Below are 18,987 nucleotides of genomic sequence, written 5' to 3' on the forward strand. Positions count from 1 at the left end.
GCGCTGTATCGATCACCCCTGATCCCGATCCGCGGAGGCGCTGTGTCCACTCTGCTGTACACCCTCGGTCGCTGGTCGTACCGCCACCCCTGGCGCGTGCTCGTCACATGGCTCCTCCTGCTCGGAATCGCCGGCGGCAGCGCGGCGCTCTTCATGAAGGGCACCGACAACTCCTTCTCGATCCCCGGCACCGAGGCGCAGGAGGGCATCGCGCTGCTCGACCGCAGCTTCCCCCAGGCCAGCGGCACCAGCGCGCAACTGGTCATCGTGGCCGAGGACGGCGGGTCCGTCACCGCCCAGCCGTACGCGGACGAGATCGACGACACCGTCGCGGCCCTCGAAGACATCGACGGGGTCATCGCCGTCACGGATCCGTTCGACGAGATGGTCACCGGCCTCGTGTCCGAGGACGAGTCGGCTGCGATCGTCCGGCTCCAGTTCGACGGCCAGGCCACCGACGTGTCCGACGAGACGAAGGACCAGCTCCAGCAGGTCGCCGACGACCTGCGCGAGACGCTCCCCGAGGGCTCGCAGGTCGCGATGGGCGGTGACCTGTTCTCGCAGTCCGTTCCCGCCCTGTCGATCATCGAGGCTGTCGGCGTGCTGATCGCGCTGTTCGTGCTGATCGTCACGTTCCGCTCCTTCGCGGTGGCGTGGTTCCCGCTCGTCTCCGCGCTCATCGGAGTGGGGCTCGCGATCGCCCTCATCTACGTCTCCACCGCGTTCGCCTCGATCTCGTCGACGACGCCGATGCTCGCGATCATGCTCGGGCTCGCCGTCGGGATCGACTACGCCCTCTTCATCGTCGCGCGACATCAGGACCAGGTGCGTGCCGGGGCGGAGCCGGAGGAGTCCGCCGCGCGCGCTACCGGGACCGCCGGATCCGCCGTGGTCTTCGCGGGTGTGACGGTGCTCATCGCCCTCATCGGCCTCGGCTTCGCGGGCATCCCCTTCCTCACGACGATGGGAATCGCCGCCGCCGTCGCCGTGGCGATCGCCGTGATCGTCGCGGTGACCCTCACCCCCGCGCTGCTGGGTTTCGCGAAAGGCCGGGTCGTCGGCTGGGGCCACGGGCGCGCGCGTCGCGGCATCGCGCTCCGGGTGCGCCGCTCGTCCGCGCGCGCGGAATCCGCGACGGCTGACACAGCCGACACCGACGCCCCCGCCACCGGCCACGCTCCGCTGAAGAAGACCAACCGGTGGGTGATGCTCGTGACGCGGCATCCGATCGTCACGACCGTCGCCGTCGTCGCGACCCTCGGCGTCATGGCGATCCCCGCCGCGAGCCTCACCCTCGCGCTGCCGAACGCCGGTCAGCAGCCCGAGACGAGTCAGGCGCGCCAGGCGTACGACCTCACCGCCGAGCACTTCGGCCCCGGCGCCAACGGCCCGCTCATCATGACGGGCACCATCGTCACCTCGACCGATCCGCTCGGCCTCATGGCCGACCTCGCCGACGAGATCGAGCAGGTTCCCGGCGTCAAGGAGATCGTCCTCGCCACGCCGAACGAGACCGCCGACACCGGTCTGATCCAGATCGTGCCCGAGACGGCCCCCGACGACCCCGCCACCGCCGAGCTCGTCCGCGACCTTCGCGCTCTCGCCCCGGAGCTGGAGGACGAATACGGCGTCGACCTCAAGGTCACCGGATTCACCGCCGTCGGCATCGACATCTCCGACCGCCTGGGCGCCGCGCTCCTCCCGTTCGGCATCTTCGTCGTCGGTCTCTCGCTCGTGCTGCTGATGATCGTGTTCCGCTCGATCTGGGTGCCGATCAAGGCCGCGCTCGGCTATCTCCTGTCGGTCATGGCCGCGTTCGGCGTGGTCGCGGCCGTCTTCGAGTGGGGCTGGGGCGCCGAACTCCTCCATGTGGATCGCACCGGCCCGGTGATCAGCTTCATGCCGATCATCCTCATGGGCGTGCTGTTCGGGCTCGCGATGGACTACGAGGTGTTCCTCGTCAGCCGCATGCGCGAGGACTACGTGCACGCCCGCCGCGCGGGCCACCAGACCCGCGGCGCCCGTGACATCGCGATCGGCGCGGTGCGCTCCGGATTCACCGCGTCGGCCCGCGTCGTCACCGCCGCCGCCGTGATCATGTTCGCCGTCTTCGCCGCCTTCGTGCCCGAAGGGGACTCCTCGATCAAGCCGATCGCGCTCGGCCTCGCGGTCGGCATCGCGGTGGACGCCTTCCTCGTGCGCATGACGCTCGTCCCCGCCGTCATGGCCCTGCTGGGTGACAAGGCGTGGTGGATGCCTCGGCGACTCGAGCGGATCCTCCCCCACTTCGACATCGAAGGCGAGGCCGTGGAGCGCGAGATCGCCCTCCGCGGCTGGCCCGAGCCGCATACCACCGCCGCGGTCGTCGGCGAGGGCGTCACCGTGCGGGCGGACGAGGACGCGGCCGGCGATGTCGCGCTGTTCGAGGACGCCTCGTTCCGCGTGGAGCCCGGCGGTACCCTGCTCGCGACCGGCGACCCGCGCGCCGCGCGCGCATTCGCGCTCACCGTCGCCGGCAGGCTGGCCCCGACCGACGGCCTCCTGCGCGTCGCCGGGCACCTGCTCCCCGAGCGCGCCGCGTGGGTGCGCGCCCACGTCGGCGTCGCCCTCCTCGCCGATGCCGACGACCCTGTGGCCGAACTCCGCCGGGCCCTGCGCGGACGCACCTCCCTCATCGTGATCGACGGCGTGGACGCCCTCGACGCCGCCGAGCGCGACCAGGCGGCGGCGCTGCTGCGCGACGCCCGTGCCGCGCTGCGCGCGCGCTCCGACGACGGCTCCGGCGCCGGTCTCACCGTCGTCGCCACCGCGAGGACCGACGGTCCCGCGATCGCCCTCCTCTCCGACGCCCGGCGTCCGGACGTGACAGCGCTCACGCTCCGGGCGGGCGCGGCATCCGCTTCTCCCCTCACCGAGGTGACCGCATGACCCTCTCCATCGAACGCGCCCGCACCCGTCGGCCCGTCACGTGGCTGACCCTCATCGGGGTGCTGCTGCTTCCCGTCGTGATCGGCGGCATCCTCGTCGCCTCGCTGTACAACCCGACCGAGCGCCTCGACTCCCTCAACGCCGCGATCGTGAACGAGGACGAGCCCGTCACGATCGACGACCAGCTCGTGCCCCTCGGCCGACAGCTGACGGCGGGTCTCGTCGAGGGCGCGGACGACCAGCCCAGCAACCTCACCTGGACGCTCTCGAACGCCGAGGACGCCGAGGCCGGGCTCGCCGACGGCACCTACGCGGCGGTCATCACGATCCCCGAGAACTTCTCGGCTGCCGCGACATCGACCCGGCCGGGCGAGACCCCCGAGCAGGCCACGATCGAGGTGACGACGCCGCCCGACAGCCTCATCGTCGATGACGCGATCACCGCTCAGGTCACCTCGGCCGCGGCATCCATCCTGGGCGAGCAGCTCTCGGAGGTGTACCTCGAGAACGTGTTCCTCGGATTCACGACGCTCGGCGACCAGCTCGGCGAGGCCGCGTCGGGTGCGCAGTCCCTGGCCGACGGTGCGGCCGGCGCCGCCGACGGCGCCACGCAGCTGGCCGACGGGATGCCGCAGCTCGCGTCGGGCGCGAGCGGGCTGGCGTCGGGGGCGGGCGAGCTCCAGGGCGGACTCGGGCAGATCGCCGGCGGGATCGGAGAAGCCGCGAACGGCGCGCGCGACCTCGCGGCGGGCGTCGATGACGGCGCGGCACAGCTCGAGCAGACCGGGATCGTGCCAGCCGACCTCACCACTCTTGCCGCAGGAACCGAGCAGGCTACGACCGCCGCGGCAGGCTACGCAGAGACGACCTTCGCGACGCTGCAGGGTCTCGCCGCCACGTGCAACCCCGCGGTGAACCCGCCCGGCTTCTGCGAGCAGCTCGTCGGCGCCGTGCAGGCTGCGGGGGCGTCCAGCACGATCCTGAACGGAGACGGCACGGCCGAGAACCCCGGCGCGGCCGCCCTGACCGGATACACCGCGGACGGAATCGCCGCACTCGACGCCGGCGCGACGGCCGAGTTCGCGAAGCAGTTCCGCGAGATCGGCGCGGGCGCCTCGGCCCTCGGGTCCGGACTCGACCAGCTCGCCGCGGGGACCTCGCAGTCCGCGTCCGGGGCCGGGGAGCTCTCGTCCGGCGCGGCGCAGCTCGCCGACGGGATCGCCCAGGCGGGGACCGGAGCGAGCTCGCTCGCGGACGGCGTCGCGCAGCTCGCCGACGGGACCGCGACGCTCGCGGACGGGCTGGACGAGGCATCCGGAGCCCTCCCCTCGTACACCGACTCCGAGGCGACGAGCCTCGCCGAGGTCGTCGCGAACCCCGTCGCCGCCGACGGCCTCGGGACGTCGCTGTTCGGCGCGTCCGCGATCCCGCTGCTGTCGACGCTCGCGCTCTGGTTCGGCGGCCTCGCGACCTTCATCGCGCTCCAGGCCGTGTCGCGCCGCGCCCTCACGGCCCGCGAGCCCTCCGCGCTCCTCGCGCTGCGCGGGTTCGCCCCCGCCGCCGCCCTCGGCGCCGCCCAGGGTGTGCTCGTGGCTGCGGTCGTGCAGCTCGCCGCCTCCTACGAGTGGGGCCAGTGGTGGGTCTTCGCCGGGGTGAGCGTCGTGGCGGGCATCGCCTTCGCCGCCGTGAACCAGGCGCTCGTCGCCGTGTTCGGTGGCGCCGGGCGCTGGATCTCGGCCCTCATCGGGGTGCTGGCCGTCGCCACGGGCGTGGTGTCGACGGTGCCGGGCGTGCTGTCCGGTGTCGCGGCGCTCATGCCGACGTCTCCGGCCTACAACGGCATGCTCGCCGCCCTCACCGAGACCGGTGGGGTCGGCGCGGCGCTCGTCGGGCTCGCCGTGTGGGCGGTGCTGGCATTCGGAGCGACGGTGCTGGCGGTCGCGCGCAAGCGCACGACCTCGGCCGCGGCCCTGCTGCGCACCGCCCCCGCGCCCGCGTGACCCGCTCCCCCTGACCCGCTCCTCGCGGAGACGGCCCGGTCCCATCGGGGGCCGGGCCGTCGTTCTTCGTAGACTTCGCGCTTACTCGCCGAGCCCGCATGCAATCGACGCGGGCAGCGTGGCCTCTCGGCGGGACCGCGGTCTCTCGACGAGAGGAGTCTCAGCTCAGGCCGGAGTACGCGTGCAGGCCCTTGAAGAACATGTTCACGATCGTGAAGTTGAAGATGACCGCGGTGAAGCCGATGATCGACAGCCATGCGGAGCGGGAGCCGCGCCAGCCGCGCGTCGCGCGGGCGTGGATGTAGCCGGCGTAGAGCACCCAGATGACGAAGGTCCAGACTTCCTTCGTGTCGAAGCCCCAGTAGCGGCCCCACGCGTCGTTGGCCCAGATCGACCCGGCGATGAGCGTGAAGGTCCAGAAGATGAAGCCGAGGATCGCGAAGCGGTAGGCGAGCGACTCGAGCGCCTCGGCGCTCGGCAGCGTCCGGAGGAATCGCGGGCCGTCCTTCGCCGGCGCGGCGTCCGCGAGCTCGACTGCGGCCAGCGCCCGGCGCTCGCGCCGCGCCTGCATCAGCTGCAGCACCGAGAGACCGAACGCCAGCGCGAACAGCGCCGTCGCGAGGGAGGCGACGAAGACGTGGATGACGAGCCACACCGACTTCAGCGGATCCATCAGGGGGACGATCTCGGTGTAGAACCAGATCGCCGTGCCGCCGAGCAGCACCACCACGAGCCCGGTGATGAACGTGCCGAGGAAGCGGAGGTCGTACCGGAACAGCACCCCGAGGTACACCGCGATGATCAGCAGCGTGCCGGTCAGGGCGAACTCGTACATGTTCGACCACGGCACGCGCCCAGCCGCGATCCCGCGGGTCACGTCGGCGCCGAGGTGGAAGAGGAAGCCGAGCACCGTCAGCGACGTGCCGATGCGCGCCCACACGAGTCGGGGCCGCTGCGACGGCGGGGCGTTCAGCGCGGACTCCGCCGCCCGCTCCTGCGCCCGCATCTCGGCGATCCCCACGCGACCCGCACCGACCAGCTCGCGCACTTCGGCGCCCTTGGCGTCCTTCGCGTCCACCGCGACGGCTCCGCGCCGGGCGAGGTCGACCCCGTAGGCGATGAAGGCGAGCGCGTACACGGCGATCGCCGTCCACACGAGGAGCACCGAGATGTCGTCGAGAGAGAGGGCGGTTTCGGGCATGATCTCAGTCTACGCGGGGGATTTCGGCGGCCGGCAGGCTCGCGCGGTGCCGCCGGGCGAACTGTGCGACGGCGCCGTCCAGCGTCGGATCCTCGCCGCGCGCGAGCCCCGCGTACTCGATGCGCACGGTCCCTCCGTCGGGCGTCGCCTTCACCCACATCCGGCGACGCGGCACGAAGAGCGCGGCCAGCAGACCCGCGGTCGCGAGCACCGCGAACACGAGCACCCACGTGGCCGCGGCATCCCGATGGATCGACAGCGAGACGTAGCGCTTCACCGATCCCGCGTAGCCGTCGGCGGAATCGGATGCCTCGTTCTCGAACGTGATCGTGCCGTACCCGCCGGGGAGGTCGGCCGTGTCGCCCGGCGCGAGCTCGATCGCGGGAGCGTCGGCACCGCGGCCGGCGAGCTTGTCCATGCCGCTCGGGTCGAGCGTGTAGACCGAGCGGGGCGTGCCGTCGTCGATGCCGAGGTCGCCGACGTAGACGTCGAGCGACAGCACCGGCAGGACGAGATCGGGATACGCGGACGTGAACGCGCCGGTGTCGAGCGGCGCCTGGGTCGGGTAGAAGAAGCCGACGAGTCCCATCTGCTCGGGAGCACCGGAGGAGTCCGCGAGGCCGTCCGGCACCTTCACGACGCCGAGCGAGGTCATGTTGGTGTCCTGCGGCAGGAACGGCACCGACTCGGAGTACACGACGTCGCCGTCCGCGTCGCGGATCGTGATCGTGGGGGCGTAGCCGTTGCCCATCAGGTAGATGCGGTCGCCGGCCATCTCGAGCGGGTGGTTGACGCGCACCTCGCCGGACGCGGGCTCCTCCCCCGCCCGCTGCGTCGTCAGGTTGGCCACGAAGTCGCCGGCCTGGCCCGATCCGGGCTCGCCGTAGGGCTCGTAGGTCACGTCGAAGCGGTCGAGCGTGAGCGCGTAGGGCTCGAGGGCGTCCTCGTCGACGAAGCGTCCGGGGTTGAACGAGGTGTAGTCGAGCATCGAGTTGACGAACGTGCGCCCCTCGATGATCACCGTCTGGCCGGTGTAGGTGAAGCCGCCGCCGAGGCCGACCGACAGCAGAACGCCGACGAGGGCGGCGTGGAAGACGAGGTTGCCGGTCTCGCGCAGATACCCGCGCTCGGCCGAGACCGAGAGGGTCGCGCCCGAGTCGTAGCGGGCGACCCGGTAGCCCGCCTTCTTCAGCTGCTGCCCGGCACTCTCGACGGCGGATGCCGCGACCGCGGCCGCATCCGACCCCGGGCTGAGCTCGACCACCTCCGTGCGGTGGACGTCGAGCCGCGACAGGCGCGCGGGCGTCCGCGGCGGCGCAGCGCGCAGCGCCTTCCAGTGGTGCTTGGTCCGCGGGATGACGCAGCCGATGAGCGAGATGAACAGCAGGATGTAGATCGCCGAGAACCAGGGCGACGTGTACACGTCGAACATGCTGAGGTTGTCGAGGATCGGCGCGAGGTCGGGGTTGTCGGCGAAGTACTGCGTCACGCCGTTGGGGTCGGCGCTGCGCTGCGGCACGAGAGACCCGGGCACGGCGGCGATCGCGAGCAGCAGGAGCAGCACGAGCGCCGTGCGCATCGACGTCAGCTGCCGCCAGCCCCACCGCAGCCAGCCGACGAGGCCGAGCGCGGGCTGGGTGATCTCGCCGTCGCTGTCGGCGTGGTCGGCGGGGCGCAGCGGCTCGGTCACGTCAGAGCGGGAGGGGGACACTGCTGAACACCCCCTGCAGCTGCGCCATCAGGGTGGTCCACACGCCCGTGACCATCAAGAGGCCCAGGATGATGAGCAGCACGCCTCCGATGACGTTGACCGTGCGGATGTGGCGGCGGACGAAGGCGACCGAGCGCGTCGCCCAGCCGAAGCCGAGCGTGAGGAGCACGAACGGGATGCCGAGCCCGAGCGAGTACGCGACGCCCAGGAGCGCCGCCCGGCCGACCGAGCCGGAGTCGAACGACATGGCCAGGATCGCCGCGAGGGTCGGCCCGATGCACGGCGCCCAGCCGATGCCGAGCGCGATGCCGAGCAGCGGAGCGCCGACGAGACCGAGGTTGCCGCGGATCTGCGGGCGCGCGATCCGCTGCGCGAGGCCGAACACCCCGATGAACACCAGGCCCATCGCGATGATCAGCACCCCCAGGATGCGCGTGATGAGGTCGGCGTACTCCAGCAGGAAGCGACCCAGCGTCCCGCCGAGCATCGCGATGCTCACGAACACGACGGTGAAGCCGGCGATGAACAGCACGACGCCGAGCAGCAGCCGGCCGCGCGGCGGGGTGTCGGCGGCGACAACCGTCAAACCGGGGGGAGATTCTGCGGTCTTGGGGCCTGGGGCAGCGCTGGAGCGTGGAATATCCCGCCCGTTTGACGCGGCGGTCGCGGCGTCGCGGGGAACGCGAGGCTCGCGGGGCGAGACGGCGCCGCCGATGAAGCCGAGGTAGCCGGGCACCAGCGGGAGAACGCACGGCGAGAGGAACGACAGCAGCCCCGCCAGCACGGCGATCGGGATCGCGATCAGCAGGGATCCGTCGGCGATCACCTCCCCCGGGATCACGACTCCTCCAGGGCGTCGCTGACGAGGGTCTCGAGGATCGTGGTCTCGCTCACCTGCCCGATCACCCGCGCCGCGACGCGGCCTTCGCGGTCGAGCACGAGGGTCACGGGCACCGCGTTGAGGGGCGTCTGACCGGCGAAGGCGAGCTTGATCGATCCGTCGACGCTCGCGAGTGCGCTCGGGTAGGCCACGCCGTACGTCTCGGCGAAGGCCTGCGACGCCTCGGCGCCGTCGTAGAGGTTCACCCCGAGGAACGCGACGTCGTCGCCCGCGAAGGACCGGTTGACCTCTTCGAGGATTGGCGCCTCGACCCGGCACGGTGCGCATGCGGCGTACCAGAAGTTGACCACCAGCACCTCGCCCCGGTAGTCGTCGCTGCTCGTGGTGTCGCCGGTGTCGAGCACGCCCTCGAAGTCGACCGGCTCGGTGCGCTCGGCCTCGGGGATCTCGACGACCTCGAACCCGTCGGCGGCGATGAACCCCTTGCCGTCGCCCGAGCGGTACTGCTCGGCGAGCGGGTCGTTCGCGCAGGCCGCGAGTCCCGCGACGAGCGCCAAGGAGAGAAGGAGGGATGCCGCGCCCCGCGCGCGACGCCGGCTCACACCGCCCCCACGTCGACGGAGCCCGACAGCGACGCCGGCTCGACGTAGGCGATCTCGGTCCACTTGCCGTCGGCGTCCATCTCGAAGCTCGTGACGCTGGACAGCGCGCACCGGCGGTCTCGCGGGTCGTGCCGCGGCGGGAGTTCCGCGACGGCGAGGTGCGTGATCCAGATCGGGAGCTGGTGCGACACGATGACGACGTCTCCGCCGTCGGCTGCCTCCCAGGCGTCGGTCATGGCCTCGTTCATGCGTGCGATCACGTCGGCGTAGGGCTCGCCCCAGCTCGGCAGCGCGGGCTTGCGGAGGTGACGCCAGTTCCACGGGTTGACCAGGGCGCGCAGCATCCGTCGCCCTTCGAAGACGTTCGTCGGCTCGATCACGCGCTCGTCGACGCGGGGTTCGAGGCCGAACAGCTCGGTGAAGGGCTCGGCGGACTCCTGCGTGCGCTGCAGCGGCGAGCACACGAGCGTGCTCACACGGCGATCGAGCGTCTGGATGTATTCGGCCGCCTGACGCGCCATGCGCCGCCCGTCCTCGCTCAGGCCGTAGCCCGGGAGTCGCCCGTAGAGCACGCGCTGGGGGTTGTGGACCTCCCCGTGGCGCACGAGGTGAAGGCGGTCGGCGGGCACGGGTCCAGTCTACGGTGGCCGGTTCTTTGAGTCGGCTGAGCGTCAGCCGGCCGAGACCCGCTCGTCTTCGCGCGCGGCGTCGGTGGTGGAGTCGGAGCGGTTCCGGGACGCCGCGATCAGCGACCGTGTGCGGACGAACAGGAACCACGCCACGGCCAGGGCGACGACAACGATCACGACGTACTGCACGATGTCGACGTACTGCTCGATCACGTGCCACGACTCGCCCAGGAGGAATCCGGCCAGAACGAAGACGGTGTTCCAGATGAGGCTTCCGGCGGCTGTGAGCAGCCCGAACCGCCACAGCGGCATGCGGGTCACCCCGGCGGGGATCGAGATCAGACTGCGGAAGATCGGGATCATCCGGCCGAAGAAGACCGCGACCGAACCGTGCCGCTGGAACCAGCCGACAGTGCGGTCGATGTCTTCGGGGTGCAGGAGGGGCACTCGCGCGGCGATGCGCCGCAGGCGGTCGACGCCCAGCCACGCGCCGAGGCCGTAGAGCAGGAAGGCTCCGACGATCGAGCCCGCGGTGGTCCAGGCGAGCGCCTCGAACAGGGTGAACGACCCGCGACTCGCCGCGAGACCGGCCATCGGCAGCACAACTTCGCTCGGAAGCGGAGGGAACAGGTTCTCGAGGCCGATCGCGATGCCGGCGCCGGCGGGGCCGATGACGTCCATCAGCGAGACGGACCAGTCGAGCAGGCCTGCGAGCCAGGAGGAGTCGGACGAGGTTTCGGTCATCGGGGGCGTCGCCTTCGGTGATCGGATGCCGCGGCCACGGCCGCACGGTCACTCCCACGCTAGGGGATCAAGGTGAACCGAACCTGGGGGCTGGCCCCCGTATCGGGGGAACTCTCAGCCGGAGGGAACGCCCGCGGCGGCGATGGCGGCGCCGAGGAACCACGACCCGATCACCAAGGGCGCGGTCGCCAGCGGCACCCAGAACGCGATGCGACGGAACGCCAGCAGCAGGATCGTGATGACCGATGACCCGAGCAGCAGGACCCAGGGCAGCGCCACCGCGGTCATGAGGCCCGTCCCGATGAGGTCGTAGCTGCAGTCCCGGGCGCCGCACGGGTCGGACGCCATCGCGAGGAAGAAGCCGAAGAAAGACATCAGGGCCGCGAGCGCCGCCAGCAGCACGAGCAGGATGGTCGATACGACGATGTCCCACACTTTGAGCGGCTCGCGGGGAGACCCGTAGCGGTGCGCGGGAGACCTGGTCACGGCGCCATCCTATTCGGCGACGTAGACTGGCTCCCCGTGAGTGAACGCGTTCTCGTCCAGCAGCTGCAGGGTCTTCCCGACGGACCGGTCTCCGTCTCCGGATGGGTCGAGACCGTCCGCGATCAGAAGAAGGTGCAGTTCGTCATCCTCCGTGACGAGACCGGAGCCGTGCAGCTCGTGAACCCCGCGACGCGTCCGGCCGACGACGGCACCGAGCAGGACGCCGCGGCGCTCGCGCTCACCGACCTCATCTCGAACCTGTCGACGGGCACGTTCCTCACGGTGACCGGCGGGCTCAAGCACGACGAGCGCGTCAAGCTCGGCGGTGTGGAGATCAAGATCGGCGCGCTCGAAATCGCGGCCGAAGCCCTCCCCGAGACGCCCATCGCCGCCGACAGCGGTCTCGACAAGCGCATGGACTGGCGCTTCCTCGACCTGCGTCAGCGGCGCAACAACCTGATCTTCCGCGTGCAGACCACCCTCGAGCACGCGTTCCGCTCGTACTGGATCGAGCGCGACTACATCGAGATCCACTCGCCGAAGCTGATGGCGTCGGCGTCGGAGTCCAACGCCGAGCTCTTCGAGGTGCCCTACTTCGAGGAGAAGACGGCCTACCTCGCCCAGTCGCCGCAGTTCTTCAAGCAGATGGCCCAGGTCGCCGGCTTTGGCAAGATCTTCGAGATCGCACCTGCCTTCCGCGCCGACCCGTCGTTCACGTCGCGACACGCGACCGAGTTCACGTCGGTGGATGCCGAGATCAGCTGGATCGACTCCCACGAGGATGTCGCCTCCATGCAGGAGGAGCTGCTGCAGGCGGGATTCCAGGCCGTCAAAGACAAGCACGGGGCCGAGATCGAAGAGCTCTTCGGTCTCGAGGTGCGGGTGCCCAGCATCCCGTTCCCGCGCATCCCGCTCGCCGAAGCGCGCGAGATCGTGAAGGCGCGGGGCTACGAGATCCCCCGCACCGACGGCGACCTCGACCCCGAGGGCGAGCGGCAGATCTCGGCTCACGTGGAGGAGACCTACGGGCACCAGTTCGTCTTCATCACGGACTACCACCCCGAGATCCGGGCGTTCTACCACATGCGCGATGAGCAGACCGGGCTCACCAAGAGCTACGACCTGCTCTTCAAGGGCGTCGAGATCACGACGGGCGCCCAGCGCGAGCACCGCGTCGACGTCCTGATCGAGCAGGCCGCCGAGAAGGGCCTCGAGCCCGAGCACCTCGACTTCTACTTCGACTTCTTCCGCTACGGCGCCCCGCCGCACGGCGGCTTCGGCATGGGCCTCGCCCGCGTGATGATGCTGCTGCTCGGGCAGGACTCGATCCGCGAGGTGACGTACCTGTTCCGCGGGCCGACACGCCTGGCGCCGTAGGCCACGCTTCCGCAGGCACTCGCCGCGCCCGGACGCATCTTCTCGCTCGGTGCGCAGGTGCACCCGCGCACCGAGCAGGTACCAGCGCCGCACCGCGCCGTCAGGTCCGTCGGCCCGGCTAGACGTGCACCGGGTGCTCACGCGGCGTTCACCGGCATCCGTCCGGTGATTCACCGAGGGCTCGTAGGTTCCTCTCGTTCCCCTTCGCCACGCGCTTCAGCGCGCCCGGCGACGGCTACCCGAGAGGATCACCATGTTCCGCACCACCACGCGCCGCCTCACGGCCGTCGCAGCCGTTTCCGCCGCAGCCGCTCTCGCCCTCGCCGGCTGCGCCGCGACCTCCGCGCCGGCCGCCGGAGACGATGACGCCGCATCCGTCGACGCCTCGACCGCCACGAGCCTCGCCGACTTCGGCACACTCGAAGACCTCGAGGCGGCCGCGAAGGCGGAGGGTCAGCTCAACGTCATCGCCCTTCCCCGCGACTGGGCCAACTACGGCGAGATCATCGACCTGTTCGCCGAGCGCTACCCCGAGATCACGATCAACGAGCAGTCCCCCGATGTCTCGAGCGCCGAGGAGATCCAGGCCGCCGAGACGAACGAGGGCCTCGACACGGCCCCCGACGTGTTCGACCTCGGACTGACCGTCGCCCTCCAGAACACCGATTGGTTCGCCCCGTACCAGGTGGCGACGTGGGACGACATCCCCGACGCGCTCAAGGAGCCTTCCGGCCTGTTCGTCGGCGACTACGGCGGATACATGTCCGTCGGGTACGACTCGGCGAAGTTCGACGCGCCGGAGTCGCTCGACGACCTGCTCGGCGACGAGTACCGCGGCGCCGTGGCGATCAACGGCGACCCGACCCAGGCCGGCGCCGCCTTCGCGGCCGTGGGCCTGGCCACCGTGCAGTCGGACGGCACGCTCGACGACTTCCAGCCCGGCATCGACTTCTTCAGCGAGCTCAACGACGCCGGCAACATGCTGAAGGTCGACGTCACCTCGGCGACGGTCGCCAGCGGCGAGACGCCGGTGGTCTTCGACTGGGACTATCTCAACGCCGCGCACCAGGCCGACAACCCCGACTGGGAGGTCGTCGTCTTCCCGGGAGTCGGCTACGCCGGGTACTACAACCAGGCCATCAACCGCGATGCCCCGCACCCCGCCGCCGCCCGTCTCTGGCAGGAGTTCCTCTACAGCGACGAGGTGCAGAACCTGTGGCTGAAGGGTGGCGCCCGCCCGGTGCGCATGGAGGCCATGATCGAGGCCGGCACGATCGACCAGGAGCTGGCGGACGCACTCCCCACCGCCCCCGAGGACACGGTCGTGCCGACCGAGGAGCAGTCGACCGCGGCAGGCGAGCTGCTCGGCGCCGAATGGGCCGCAGCAGTCCAGTGACCTCGTCCCCCGTGCTCACCGGTCCGGATCTGGACCGCGTGACGAGCCCCGCCGTCCCGGAGCCCAGCGCTTCGGCGCGGCGGGGCTCGGGTGGCGGATGGCTGGCGGCCCTCGGCCTGGTGCCCTTCGCCGCCTATCTCCTTCTCTTCCTGCTCCTCCCGACCGTCCTCTCGGTGGCCTCCGGCCTTTTCGACGACGACGGATCCCTCACGTTCGCCAACTTCGGCGCGCTCGCTGACCCCGTGATCCTGATGACGTTCTGGAACTCCGCGTGGGTGTCTCTGCTCACTGCCCTCGTCGGTGCCTTCGTCGGCGCGCTCGCCTGCTACGCCCTCCTCGGGCTTCCTGAGACGGGCGCAATGCGCACGATGGTGGATGCCGCGTCCGGAGTCCTCGCCCAGTTCGGCGGCGTCATGCTCGCGTTCGCCTGGATCGCAACGATCGGCCTCCAGGGCGTCGTGACGCAAGCGCTCATGACCTGGTTCGGGGTGAACATCTTCGCGGACGGGGCATGGATCTATGCCCTGCCGGGGCTGATCCTCCCTTACATCTACTTCCAGGTGCCGCTCATGGTGATCACGTTCATGCCCGCGATGTCGGCGCTGCGGCCGCAGTGGGCGGAAGCCAATCTCACGCTCGGAGGAACACGCGCAGGGTTCTGGCGCGACATCGCCGTCCCCGTGCTCGCACCTTCGTTCCTGGCCAGTCTGCTGCTGCTGTTCGCGAACGCGTACTCGTCGTACGCGACGGCCGCAGCACTGGCCAGCCAGGGGTCGCAGATCGTCCCGCTGCAGATCCGCACCGCCCTCACCAGCGAGACGCTGCTCGGACGCGAGAACCTCGCCGGGGCGCTGGCGTTCGGGATGATCGTCGTCGTCGCGCTCGCCATGTGGGGCTACTCGGCCATCCAACGGCGCGCCGCGAGGTGGCAGTCATGAACGGCATCGCACCCCGCACGGGCACCCGGTGGGTGATTGGCATCGTGGTCGGGGCATTCTTCGCCCTGCCCCTCGTCTGCACGTTCCTCTTCACGATCTCCTCGCGCGAGGGCGCCCCGACGCTCGAGCGCTGGGCCGGGCTCCTGGACCCGGCCAACGCCGGGCTCTACCGGCCGATCTGGACCGGACTGGCGAATTCCCTCGTGCTGGCCGTCGTCACGGTCGTGATCGTGCTGCTGGTCCTGGCGCCGACGATGGTGCTGGTCGCCCTGCGGTTCCCGCGGCTGCGGAGGTCTTTCGAGTTCATCGCCCTCCTGCCCCTCACGATCCCGGCGATCGTGCTCGTGGTCGGGCTGGCGCCGATCTACCTCCAGATCGGCCGAACGCTCGGCACCGGGTCGTGGACTCTCGCGTTCGCCTACGGCATCCTCGTCCTCCCCTTCGCCTATCGCTCCATCCAGGCGTCCATCGACGCCGTCGACCTCCGCACGCTCACCGAAGCGGCGCGTACCCTCGGCGCCGGCTGGTTCACGATCCTGGTCCACGTGGTCGCCCCCAACCTCCGACCCGGGCTCCTCGCGGCATCCCTCATCTCCGTCGCCGTCGTCCTCGGGGAGTTCACGATCGCCTCGCTGCTGAACCGACAGGTGTTCCAGACCGGGATCCTCGTCGTCAGCAAGAGCGACGGCTACGCGGCCGCGATGTTCACTCTGCTCGCTCTCACGTTCGCGTTCCTGCTCCTCCTCGTCATCGGACGTGCCGGACGCGGTCGCATCGGAAGGAAGACCACATGACCGCCGGCGAACTCGCTCCCCGCCATCTCCCCGCGACAGCCGACAACGCCCTCCTCGCCGAGGCCGGCGCCGGAACGCACGTCGAGTTCCGCGGGGTGGTGAAGGACTACGGACCCACCCGAGTGCTCCACGGCGTGGACCTGGACATCGCGCCGGGCGAGTTCGTGTCGCTGCTCGGCCCGTCCGGGTGCGGCAAGACCACCGCGCTGCGCGTGCTGGCCGGCCTCGAGAACGCCACCGCCGGGAAGGTGCTTCTCGGCGATGTCGACATGACCGCGGTTCCGACGAATCGGCGCGATATCGGCATGGTCTTCCAGTCGTATTCGCTGTTCCCTCACCTCCGGGTGGTCGAGAACACGGCCTTCGGGCTGCGCCGGCGCGGCGTGGGCAAGCGAGAAGCCGCACGTCGCGCCGACGCCGCCCTCGAACTGGTCGGGCTCGGCCACCTCGCCGCACGCTTTCCGCACCAGTTGTCCGGGGGGCAGCAACAGCGCGTCGCCCTGGCACGCGCACTGGTCACCGAGCCGCGTGTTCTGCTCTTGGACGAGCCCCTCTCCGCGCTGGACGCCAAGGTGAGAGTGCAGCTGCGAGACGAGATCCGCCGCATCCAGCTCCGGCTCGGCATCACCACGGTCTTCGTGACCCACGATCAAGAAGAGGCGCTCGCGGTCTCGGATCGCATCGCCGTGATGGATGCCGGTCGCATCGAGCAGATCGGGTCACCGGAGGAGCTCTATCTCCACCCCGCGAACGCGGGGGTGGCGGCGTTCGTCGGGGTCTCGAGCGTCGTGCCCGGCGTCGTTTCGAGGGGCGCGGTCACCGTCTGGGGGCAGCGCATTCCGCTGCTCGCGTCCGAGTCCGAGGGGGACGTCGAGGTGTTCCTCCGGCCCGAGAACGTCCGGCTGGTCGCGGCATCCGAACCGGGAGTGGATGCCGCGGTGCAGGAGAGCACGTTCCTGGGCAGCTTCCGCCGCACGCTGGTGCGCACGGCGGACGGGGCGCTCGTGCGGGTGCAGCACGGGGCGGGAGACCGCGTCGAATACGACGACCGCGTACGCATCGCCGTGGATCCGGTCCCGGTGGCGGTGCGCCGTGCTGTCGTTGTCGGGGAGGGCGACTGACCCTCAGGCGGTCGCGGCCTCGAGCGCGGCTCGCAGCCGGTCGGGCGAGACGCGCCAGTGGCCGTGCAGCGACCCGTCGATGAGGACGACGGGGATCTTCTCCCACCACTGCGCGTAGAGCGAGGCGTCGTCGGCGATCGAGAGCTCCTCGACCTCGACGGCATCCTCGGGCATCTCGGCGACGACGGTCTCGACGACCTCGCGCGCCACATCGCACAGGTGGCAGTCCGGCTTGCCGATGAGGGTGAGCGTCGTCACCCGTCCAGTCTGACCACGGTTGCCGAGAGGGCGCAAATCACGGGTCTCAGAGGGGATCGGTCGTCGTTGGCGCCCGCTCGGCGAGAGTGGGCGGAGAAGCAGCGGCGAGTGGATGCCGCGGCTCAGGTCTCGACGGGATAGCCGGCCGCGATCCACTCGTCGGTGCCGCCGTCGACGTTCGTGGCGTCGTAGCCGCGCGCGACCAGCGCCTCGACCACCCCGCCGGAGCGGCCGCCGACCTTGCAGATGACCGCGAAGGCGCCGTCGGGAAGCTCGTCGAGGTGCTCGCCGATCGTCGACATCGGCAGGTTCACGGCGCCGGGGACGCGCCCCGACTCGAACTCCCACGTCTCCCGGACGTCGATGACGGGGACATCGGGCTGCTCGCGAAGCTGGTGGACGGTGATCGACCGCATGGACTCTCCTTCGGGGCGCGACGGATACACGAAGCGCCCGTCCGAAGACAGGCGCTTGGTGTCGGTGCCGCTTACTTCTTGTTGCGGCGCTGGTGGCGAGTCTTGCGAAGCAGCTTGCGGTGCTTCTTCTTCGCCATGCGCTTGCGGCGCTTCTTGATGACTGAACCCACGGAGAACCTCACAATGTCGGGGTCTGGGCGCGACGCGTGCGCGCCCGGGATCGGGCAGATGCGGAAAATGCCTCGGGACAGTCTAGCCGACGTCGGCGATGGGCCGTTGCAGAGCAGCGGTCACCGCCGATTCGGGGACCCGATAGCTGCGCCCGAAGCGCACCGCGGGCAGCTCGCCGGCGTGGACGAGGCGATACACGGTCATCTTGGACACGCGCATCAGCTCGGCGACCTCGGCGACCGTCAAGAATCGGACATCAGGCAGCTCCGGCATGTCATCCCTTTCCCCAGAAAAGCTGGGATCATTCCCCAGAAAGTGCTTGCCACACTCTAGGGCTTCCGGGGGACGGGTGTAAACCTGTGTGACCAATGAGATTGCTGGGACAACGCTGGGTCAGTTTCCGCCTCGCTGGCGAGCACGACGCTCACGAGCCTCACGCGCGGTCTGGCGCAGCATCCGGTGGGCGTCGCGCAGCGACTTCTCGGCGTCGCGCACGCCCTTCTGGGCCTCGCGATAGCGCTTGTCGTCGGCGATCTCCGCGTCGTCGAGACGCTGCCACGGCGCGCGCGGGGGTCGCCGCCCCTCGGCGACCGCCTCGATGTAGTCGGCGACCCCGTCGAGGCTCCGCTCGAGACCGAACGCGAACGGATCGGACTCGTCGAGGAACGCACCGGCGTCGATCGCCTCGCGCAGCGCGGGATAGGCGTCGGCGGTGATCAGCGAACGGAACATCGCGTCCTCGTACTGTGCGATCTCGCTCTCCGCCATCCCGCGTTCGCGTTCGAGCCGGGCGTAGCTCGCGAGCACGATTCCCGACCACCGCGCGGCGCCCGTCACGATCAGCAGCACAGCCAGCCGCTCGTCGTGGGTGAGCGGGGTGTCGGCGAGCGCCTGGAGTCCGGCATCCATCCATGCGGCACTGTGGGGCGTGGATGGGATGCCTCGGATCGCGACGTCGAGGACCCACGGGTGACGCAGATAGATCTGCACCTGCTCGCGGTAGAGCGCCTCGAGCTGCTCGCGCCATCCGCCCGCGTGCCGGCTCTCGGCGCTCGGCAGCCCCGTCGCCTCCTCCTGCATGAGCAGGATGAGGTCCTCCTTCGCGCTGACGTAGCGGTACAGAGACATCGGGGTGTAGCCCAGGCGGGCCGCGACCGCCGCCATCGAGACGGCACTCAGGCCGTCGGCATCCGCGATCTCGACCGCGGCTTCGACGATGCGCTCCACGCTCATCTCGCGCTTGGGACCCCGTTGCGGGCTCGCGGCGACGCCCCAGGCCAGGGCGATCCCCCGCGGCAGCTCGGGCTCGGTCGTCATGCGCTCAGTCTAGGTCTGTATACGAGATAAACAGTGTGTTACTGTCATAAACAGTTT

At 70.4% G+C, this 18,987-nt stretch carries 19 protein-coding genes; 7 read left to right on the forward strand and 12 right to left on the reverse strand.

The annotated features are described in order from the left end of the window. Nucleotides 1-42: 42 nt before the first annotated feature. Together ACFQ0P_RS02765 and ACFQ0P_RS02770 are read left to right on the forward strand one after the other, a co-directional pair. Complete coding sequence (locus tag ACFQ0P_RS02765) at nucleotides 43-2,928, forward strand: MMPL family transporter (protein ID WP_204980190.1); 2,886 nt, start codon at nucleotides 43-45, stop codon at nucleotides 2,926-2,928. Continuing rightward, nucleotides 2,925-4,928, forward strand: a complete 2,004-nt coding sequence (locus ACFQ0P_RS02770) for a YhgE/Pip domain-containing protein (RefSeq protein WP_204980191.1) — start codon at nucleotides 2,925-2,927, stop codon at nucleotides 4,926-4,928. The genes ACFQ0P_RS02765 and ACFQ0P_RS02770 overlap by 4 nt, the downstream gene beginning before the upstream one ends. A gap of 160 nt (nucleotides 4,929-5,088) precedes the next feature. Here the strand turns inward: ACFQ0P_RS02770 and ccsB are convergent, their stop codons facing one another. The 7 genes from ccsB to ACFQ0P_RS02805 all read right to left on the reverse strand — a co-directional run bounded on the left by ccsB (nucleotide 5,089) and on the right by ACFQ0P_RS02805 (nucleotide 11,142). Further along, nucleotides 5,089-6,129 (reverse strand): c-type cytochrome biogenesis protein CcsB, encoded by a 1,041-nt coding sequence (ccsB, locus tag ACFQ0P_RS02775; protein ID WP_204980192.1) that lies wholly within the window; start codon nucleotides 6,127-6,129, stop codon nucleotides 5,089-5,091. Between the two features lie 4 nt (nucleotides 6,130-6,133). Beyond that, on the reverse strand, nucleotides 6,134-7,819 hold the full coding sequence (gene resB, locus ACFQ0P_RS02780; RefSeq protein ID WP_378771269.1) for a cytochrome c biogenesis protein ResB: 1,686 nt from the start codon (nucleotides 7,817-7,819) through the stop codon (nucleotides 6,134-6,136). Between the two features lies 1 nt (nucleotide 7,820). After that, nucleotides 7,821-8,648: a cytochrome c biogenesis CcdA family protein gene (locus ACFQ0P_RS02785; RefSeq protein WP_378772342.1), complete on the reverse strand. Its 828-nt coding sequence runs from the start codon at nucleotides 8,646-8,648 to the stop codon at nucleotides 7,821-7,823. Between the two features lie 29 nt (nucleotides 8,649-8,677). Further along, nucleotides 8,678-9,283 carry a TlpA family protein disulfide reductase gene (locus ACFQ0P_RS02790; protein ID WP_378771272.1) on the reverse strand — a complete coding sequence of 202 codons (606 nt, stop codon included), beginning with the start codon at nucleotides 9,281-9,283 and terminating at the stop codon, nucleotides 8,678-8,680. Then, nucleotides 9,280-9,912, reverse strand: a complete 633-nt coding sequence (locus ACFQ0P_RS02795; RefSeq protein WP_204980195.1) for a histidine phosphatase family protein — start codon at nucleotides 9,910-9,912, stop codon at nucleotides 9,280-9,282. Before ACFQ0P_RS02795 ends, ACFQ0P_RS02790 begins: the two co-directional genes overlap by 4 nt. 42 nt (nucleotides 9,913-9,954) lie before the next feature. Next, nucleotides 9,955-10,656, reverse strand: coding sequence for a DedA family protein (locus ACFQ0P_RS02800; protein WP_204980196.1), 702 nt, complete (start codon nucleotides 10,654-10,656; stop codon nucleotides 9,955-9,957). 114 nt (nucleotides 10,657-10,770) lie between these two features. After that, entirely contained in the window at nucleotides 10,771-11,142 is a 372-nt protein-coding gene (locus ACFQ0P_RS02805) for a hypothetical protein (protein ID WP_204980197.1), read from the reverse strand. A 36-nt stretch (nucleotides 11,143-11,178) separates the two neighbouring features. Between ACFQ0P_RS02805 and aspS the strand changes: the two genes are divergently transcribed. The 5 genes from aspS to ACFQ0P_RS02830 all read left to right on the forward strand — a co-directional run bounded on the left by aspS (nucleotide 11,179) and on the right by ACFQ0P_RS02830 (nucleotide 16,768). Then, nucleotides 11,179-12,519, forward strand: a complete 1,341-nt coding sequence (gene aspS, locus ACFQ0P_RS02810) for an aspartate--tRNA(Asn) ligase (protein ID WP_204980198.1) — start codon at nucleotides 11,179-11,181, stop codon at nucleotides 12,517-12,519. A 253-nt stretch (nucleotides 12,520-12,772) separates the two neighbouring features. After that, nucleotides 12,773-13,915 (forward strand): ABC transporter substrate-binding protein, encoded by a 1,143-nt coding sequence (locus tag ACFQ0P_RS02815; protein WP_204980199.1) that lies wholly within the window; start codon nucleotides 12,773-12,775, stop codon nucleotides 13,913-13,915. Next, on the forward strand, nucleotides 13,894-14,853 hold the full coding sequence (locus ACFQ0P_RS02820; RefSeq protein ID WP_378771277.1) for an ABC transporter permease: 960 nt from the start codon (nucleotides 13,894-13,896) through the stop codon (nucleotides 14,851-14,853). Before ACFQ0P_RS02815 ends, ACFQ0P_RS02820 begins: the two co-directional genes overlap by 22 nt. Beyond that, the gene (locus ACFQ0P_RS02825) at nucleotides 14,850-15,647 is read left to right on the forward strand and encodes an ABC transporter permease (RefSeq protein WP_204980200.1); all 798 of its coding nucleotides are present in this window, start codon (nucleotides 14,850-14,852) and stop codon (nucleotides 15,645-15,647) included. The genes ACFQ0P_RS02820 and ACFQ0P_RS02825 overlap by 4 nt, the downstream gene beginning before the upstream one ends. Then, nucleotides 15,644-16,768, forward strand: a complete 1,125-nt coding sequence (locus tag ACFQ0P_RS02830) for an ABC transporter ATP-binding protein (protein ID WP_204980201.1) — start codon at nucleotides 15,644-15,646, stop codon at nucleotides 16,766-16,768. The genes ACFQ0P_RS02825 and ACFQ0P_RS02830 overlap by 4 nt, the downstream gene beginning before the upstream one ends. Before the next feature lie 3 nt (nucleotides 16,769-16,771). Here ACFQ0P_RS02830 and ACFQ0P_RS02835 read toward each other — a convergent pair whose 3' ends face one another. The 5 genes from ACFQ0P_RS02835 to ACFQ0P_RS02855 form a co-directional block, all read right to left on the reverse strand. After that, the gene (locus ACFQ0P_RS02835; protein WP_204980202.1) at nucleotides 16,772-17,026 is read right to left on the reverse strand and encodes a glutaredoxin family protein; all 255 of its coding nucleotides are present in this window, start codon (nucleotides 17,024-17,026) and stop codon (nucleotides 16,772-16,774) included. A 122-nt stretch (nucleotides 17,027-17,148) separates the two neighbouring features. Continuing rightward, complete coding sequence (locus tag ACFQ0P_RS02840) at nucleotides 17,149-17,442, reverse strand: rhodanese-like domain-containing protein (protein ID WP_204980203.1); 294 nt, start codon at nucleotides 17,440-17,442, stop codon at nucleotides 17,149-17,151. A 71-nt stretch (nucleotides 17,443-17,513) separates the two neighbouring features. Then, nucleotides 17,514-17,612: a 30S ribosomal protein bS22 gene (locus ACFQ0P_RS02845; RefSeq protein WP_003792170.1), complete on the reverse strand. Its 99-nt coding sequence runs from the start codon at nucleotides 17,610-17,612 to the stop codon at nucleotides 17,514-17,516. Between the two features lie 82 nt (nucleotides 17,613-17,694). Further along, nucleotides 17,695-17,886, reverse strand: a complete 192-nt coding sequence (locus tag ACFQ0P_RS02850; RefSeq protein ID WP_204980204.1) for a helix-turn-helix domain-containing protein — start codon at nucleotides 17,884-17,886, stop codon at nucleotides 17,695-17,697. Nucleotides 17,887-18,006: 120 nt separating this feature from the next. Beyond that, on the reverse strand, nucleotides 18,007-18,930 hold the full coding sequence (locus ACFQ0P_RS02855; protein ID WP_204980205.1) for a TetR/AcrR family transcriptional regulator: 924 nt from the start codon (nucleotides 18,928-18,930) through the stop codon (nucleotides 18,007-18,009). Between the last annotated feature and the right edge of the window lie 57 nt (nucleotides 18,931-18,987).

The organism is Microbacterium insulae (genome assembly GCF_042677065.1).
Taxonomy (GTDB): Bacteria; Actinomycetota; Actinomycetes; order Actinomycetales; family Microbacteriaceae; genus Microbacterium; species Microbacterium insulae.

What these genes read in the sequence shown, in the direction of transcription:
- ACFQ0P_RS02770 (WP_204980191.1), top strand. Translation starts at nt 2,925, where the DNA reads ATGACCCTCTCCATCGAACGCGCCCGCACCCGTCGGCCCGTCACGTGG.
- ccsB (WP_204980192.1), bottom strand. Translation starts at nt 6,129, where the DNA reads ATGCCCGAAACCGCCCTCTCTCTCGACGACATCTCGGTGCTCCTCGTG.
- ACFQ0P_RS02800 (WP_204980196.1), bottom strand. Translation starts at nt 10,656, where the DNA reads ATGACCGAAACCTCGTCCGACTCCTCCTGGCTCGCAGGCCTGCTCGAC.
- ACFQ0P_RS02815 (WP_204980199.1), top strand. Translation starts at nt 12,773, where the DNA reads ATGTTCCGCACCACCACGCGCCGCCTCACGGCCGTCGCAGCCGTTTCC.
- ACFQ0P_RS02820 (WP_378771277.1), top strand. Translation starts at nt 13,894, where the DNA reads ATGGGCCGCAGCAGTCCAGTGACCTCGTCCCCCGTGCTCACCGGTCCG.
- ACFQ0P_RS02825 (WP_204980200.1), top strand. Translation starts at nt 14,850, where the DNA reads ATGAACGGCATCGCACCCCGCACGGGCACCCGGTGGGTGATTGGCATC.
- ACFQ0P_RS02830 (WP_204980201.1), top strand. Translation starts at nt 15,644, where the DNA reads ATGACCGCCGGCGAACTCGCTCCCCGCCATCTCCCCGCGACAGCCGAC.
- ACFQ0P_RS02840 (WP_204980203.1), bottom strand. Translation starts at nt 17,442, where the DNA reads ATGCGGTCGATCACCGTCCACCAGCTTCGCGAGCAGCCCGATGTCCCC.
- ACFQ0P_RS02850 (WP_204980204.1), bottom strand. Translation starts at nt 17,886, where the DNA reads ATGCCGGAGCTGCCTGATGTCCGATTCTTGACGGTCGCCGAGGTCGCC.
- ACFQ0P_RS02855 (WP_204980205.1), bottom strand. Translation starts at nt 18,930, where the DNA reads ATGACGACCGAGCCCGAGCTGCCGCGGGGGATCGCCCTGGCCTGGGGC.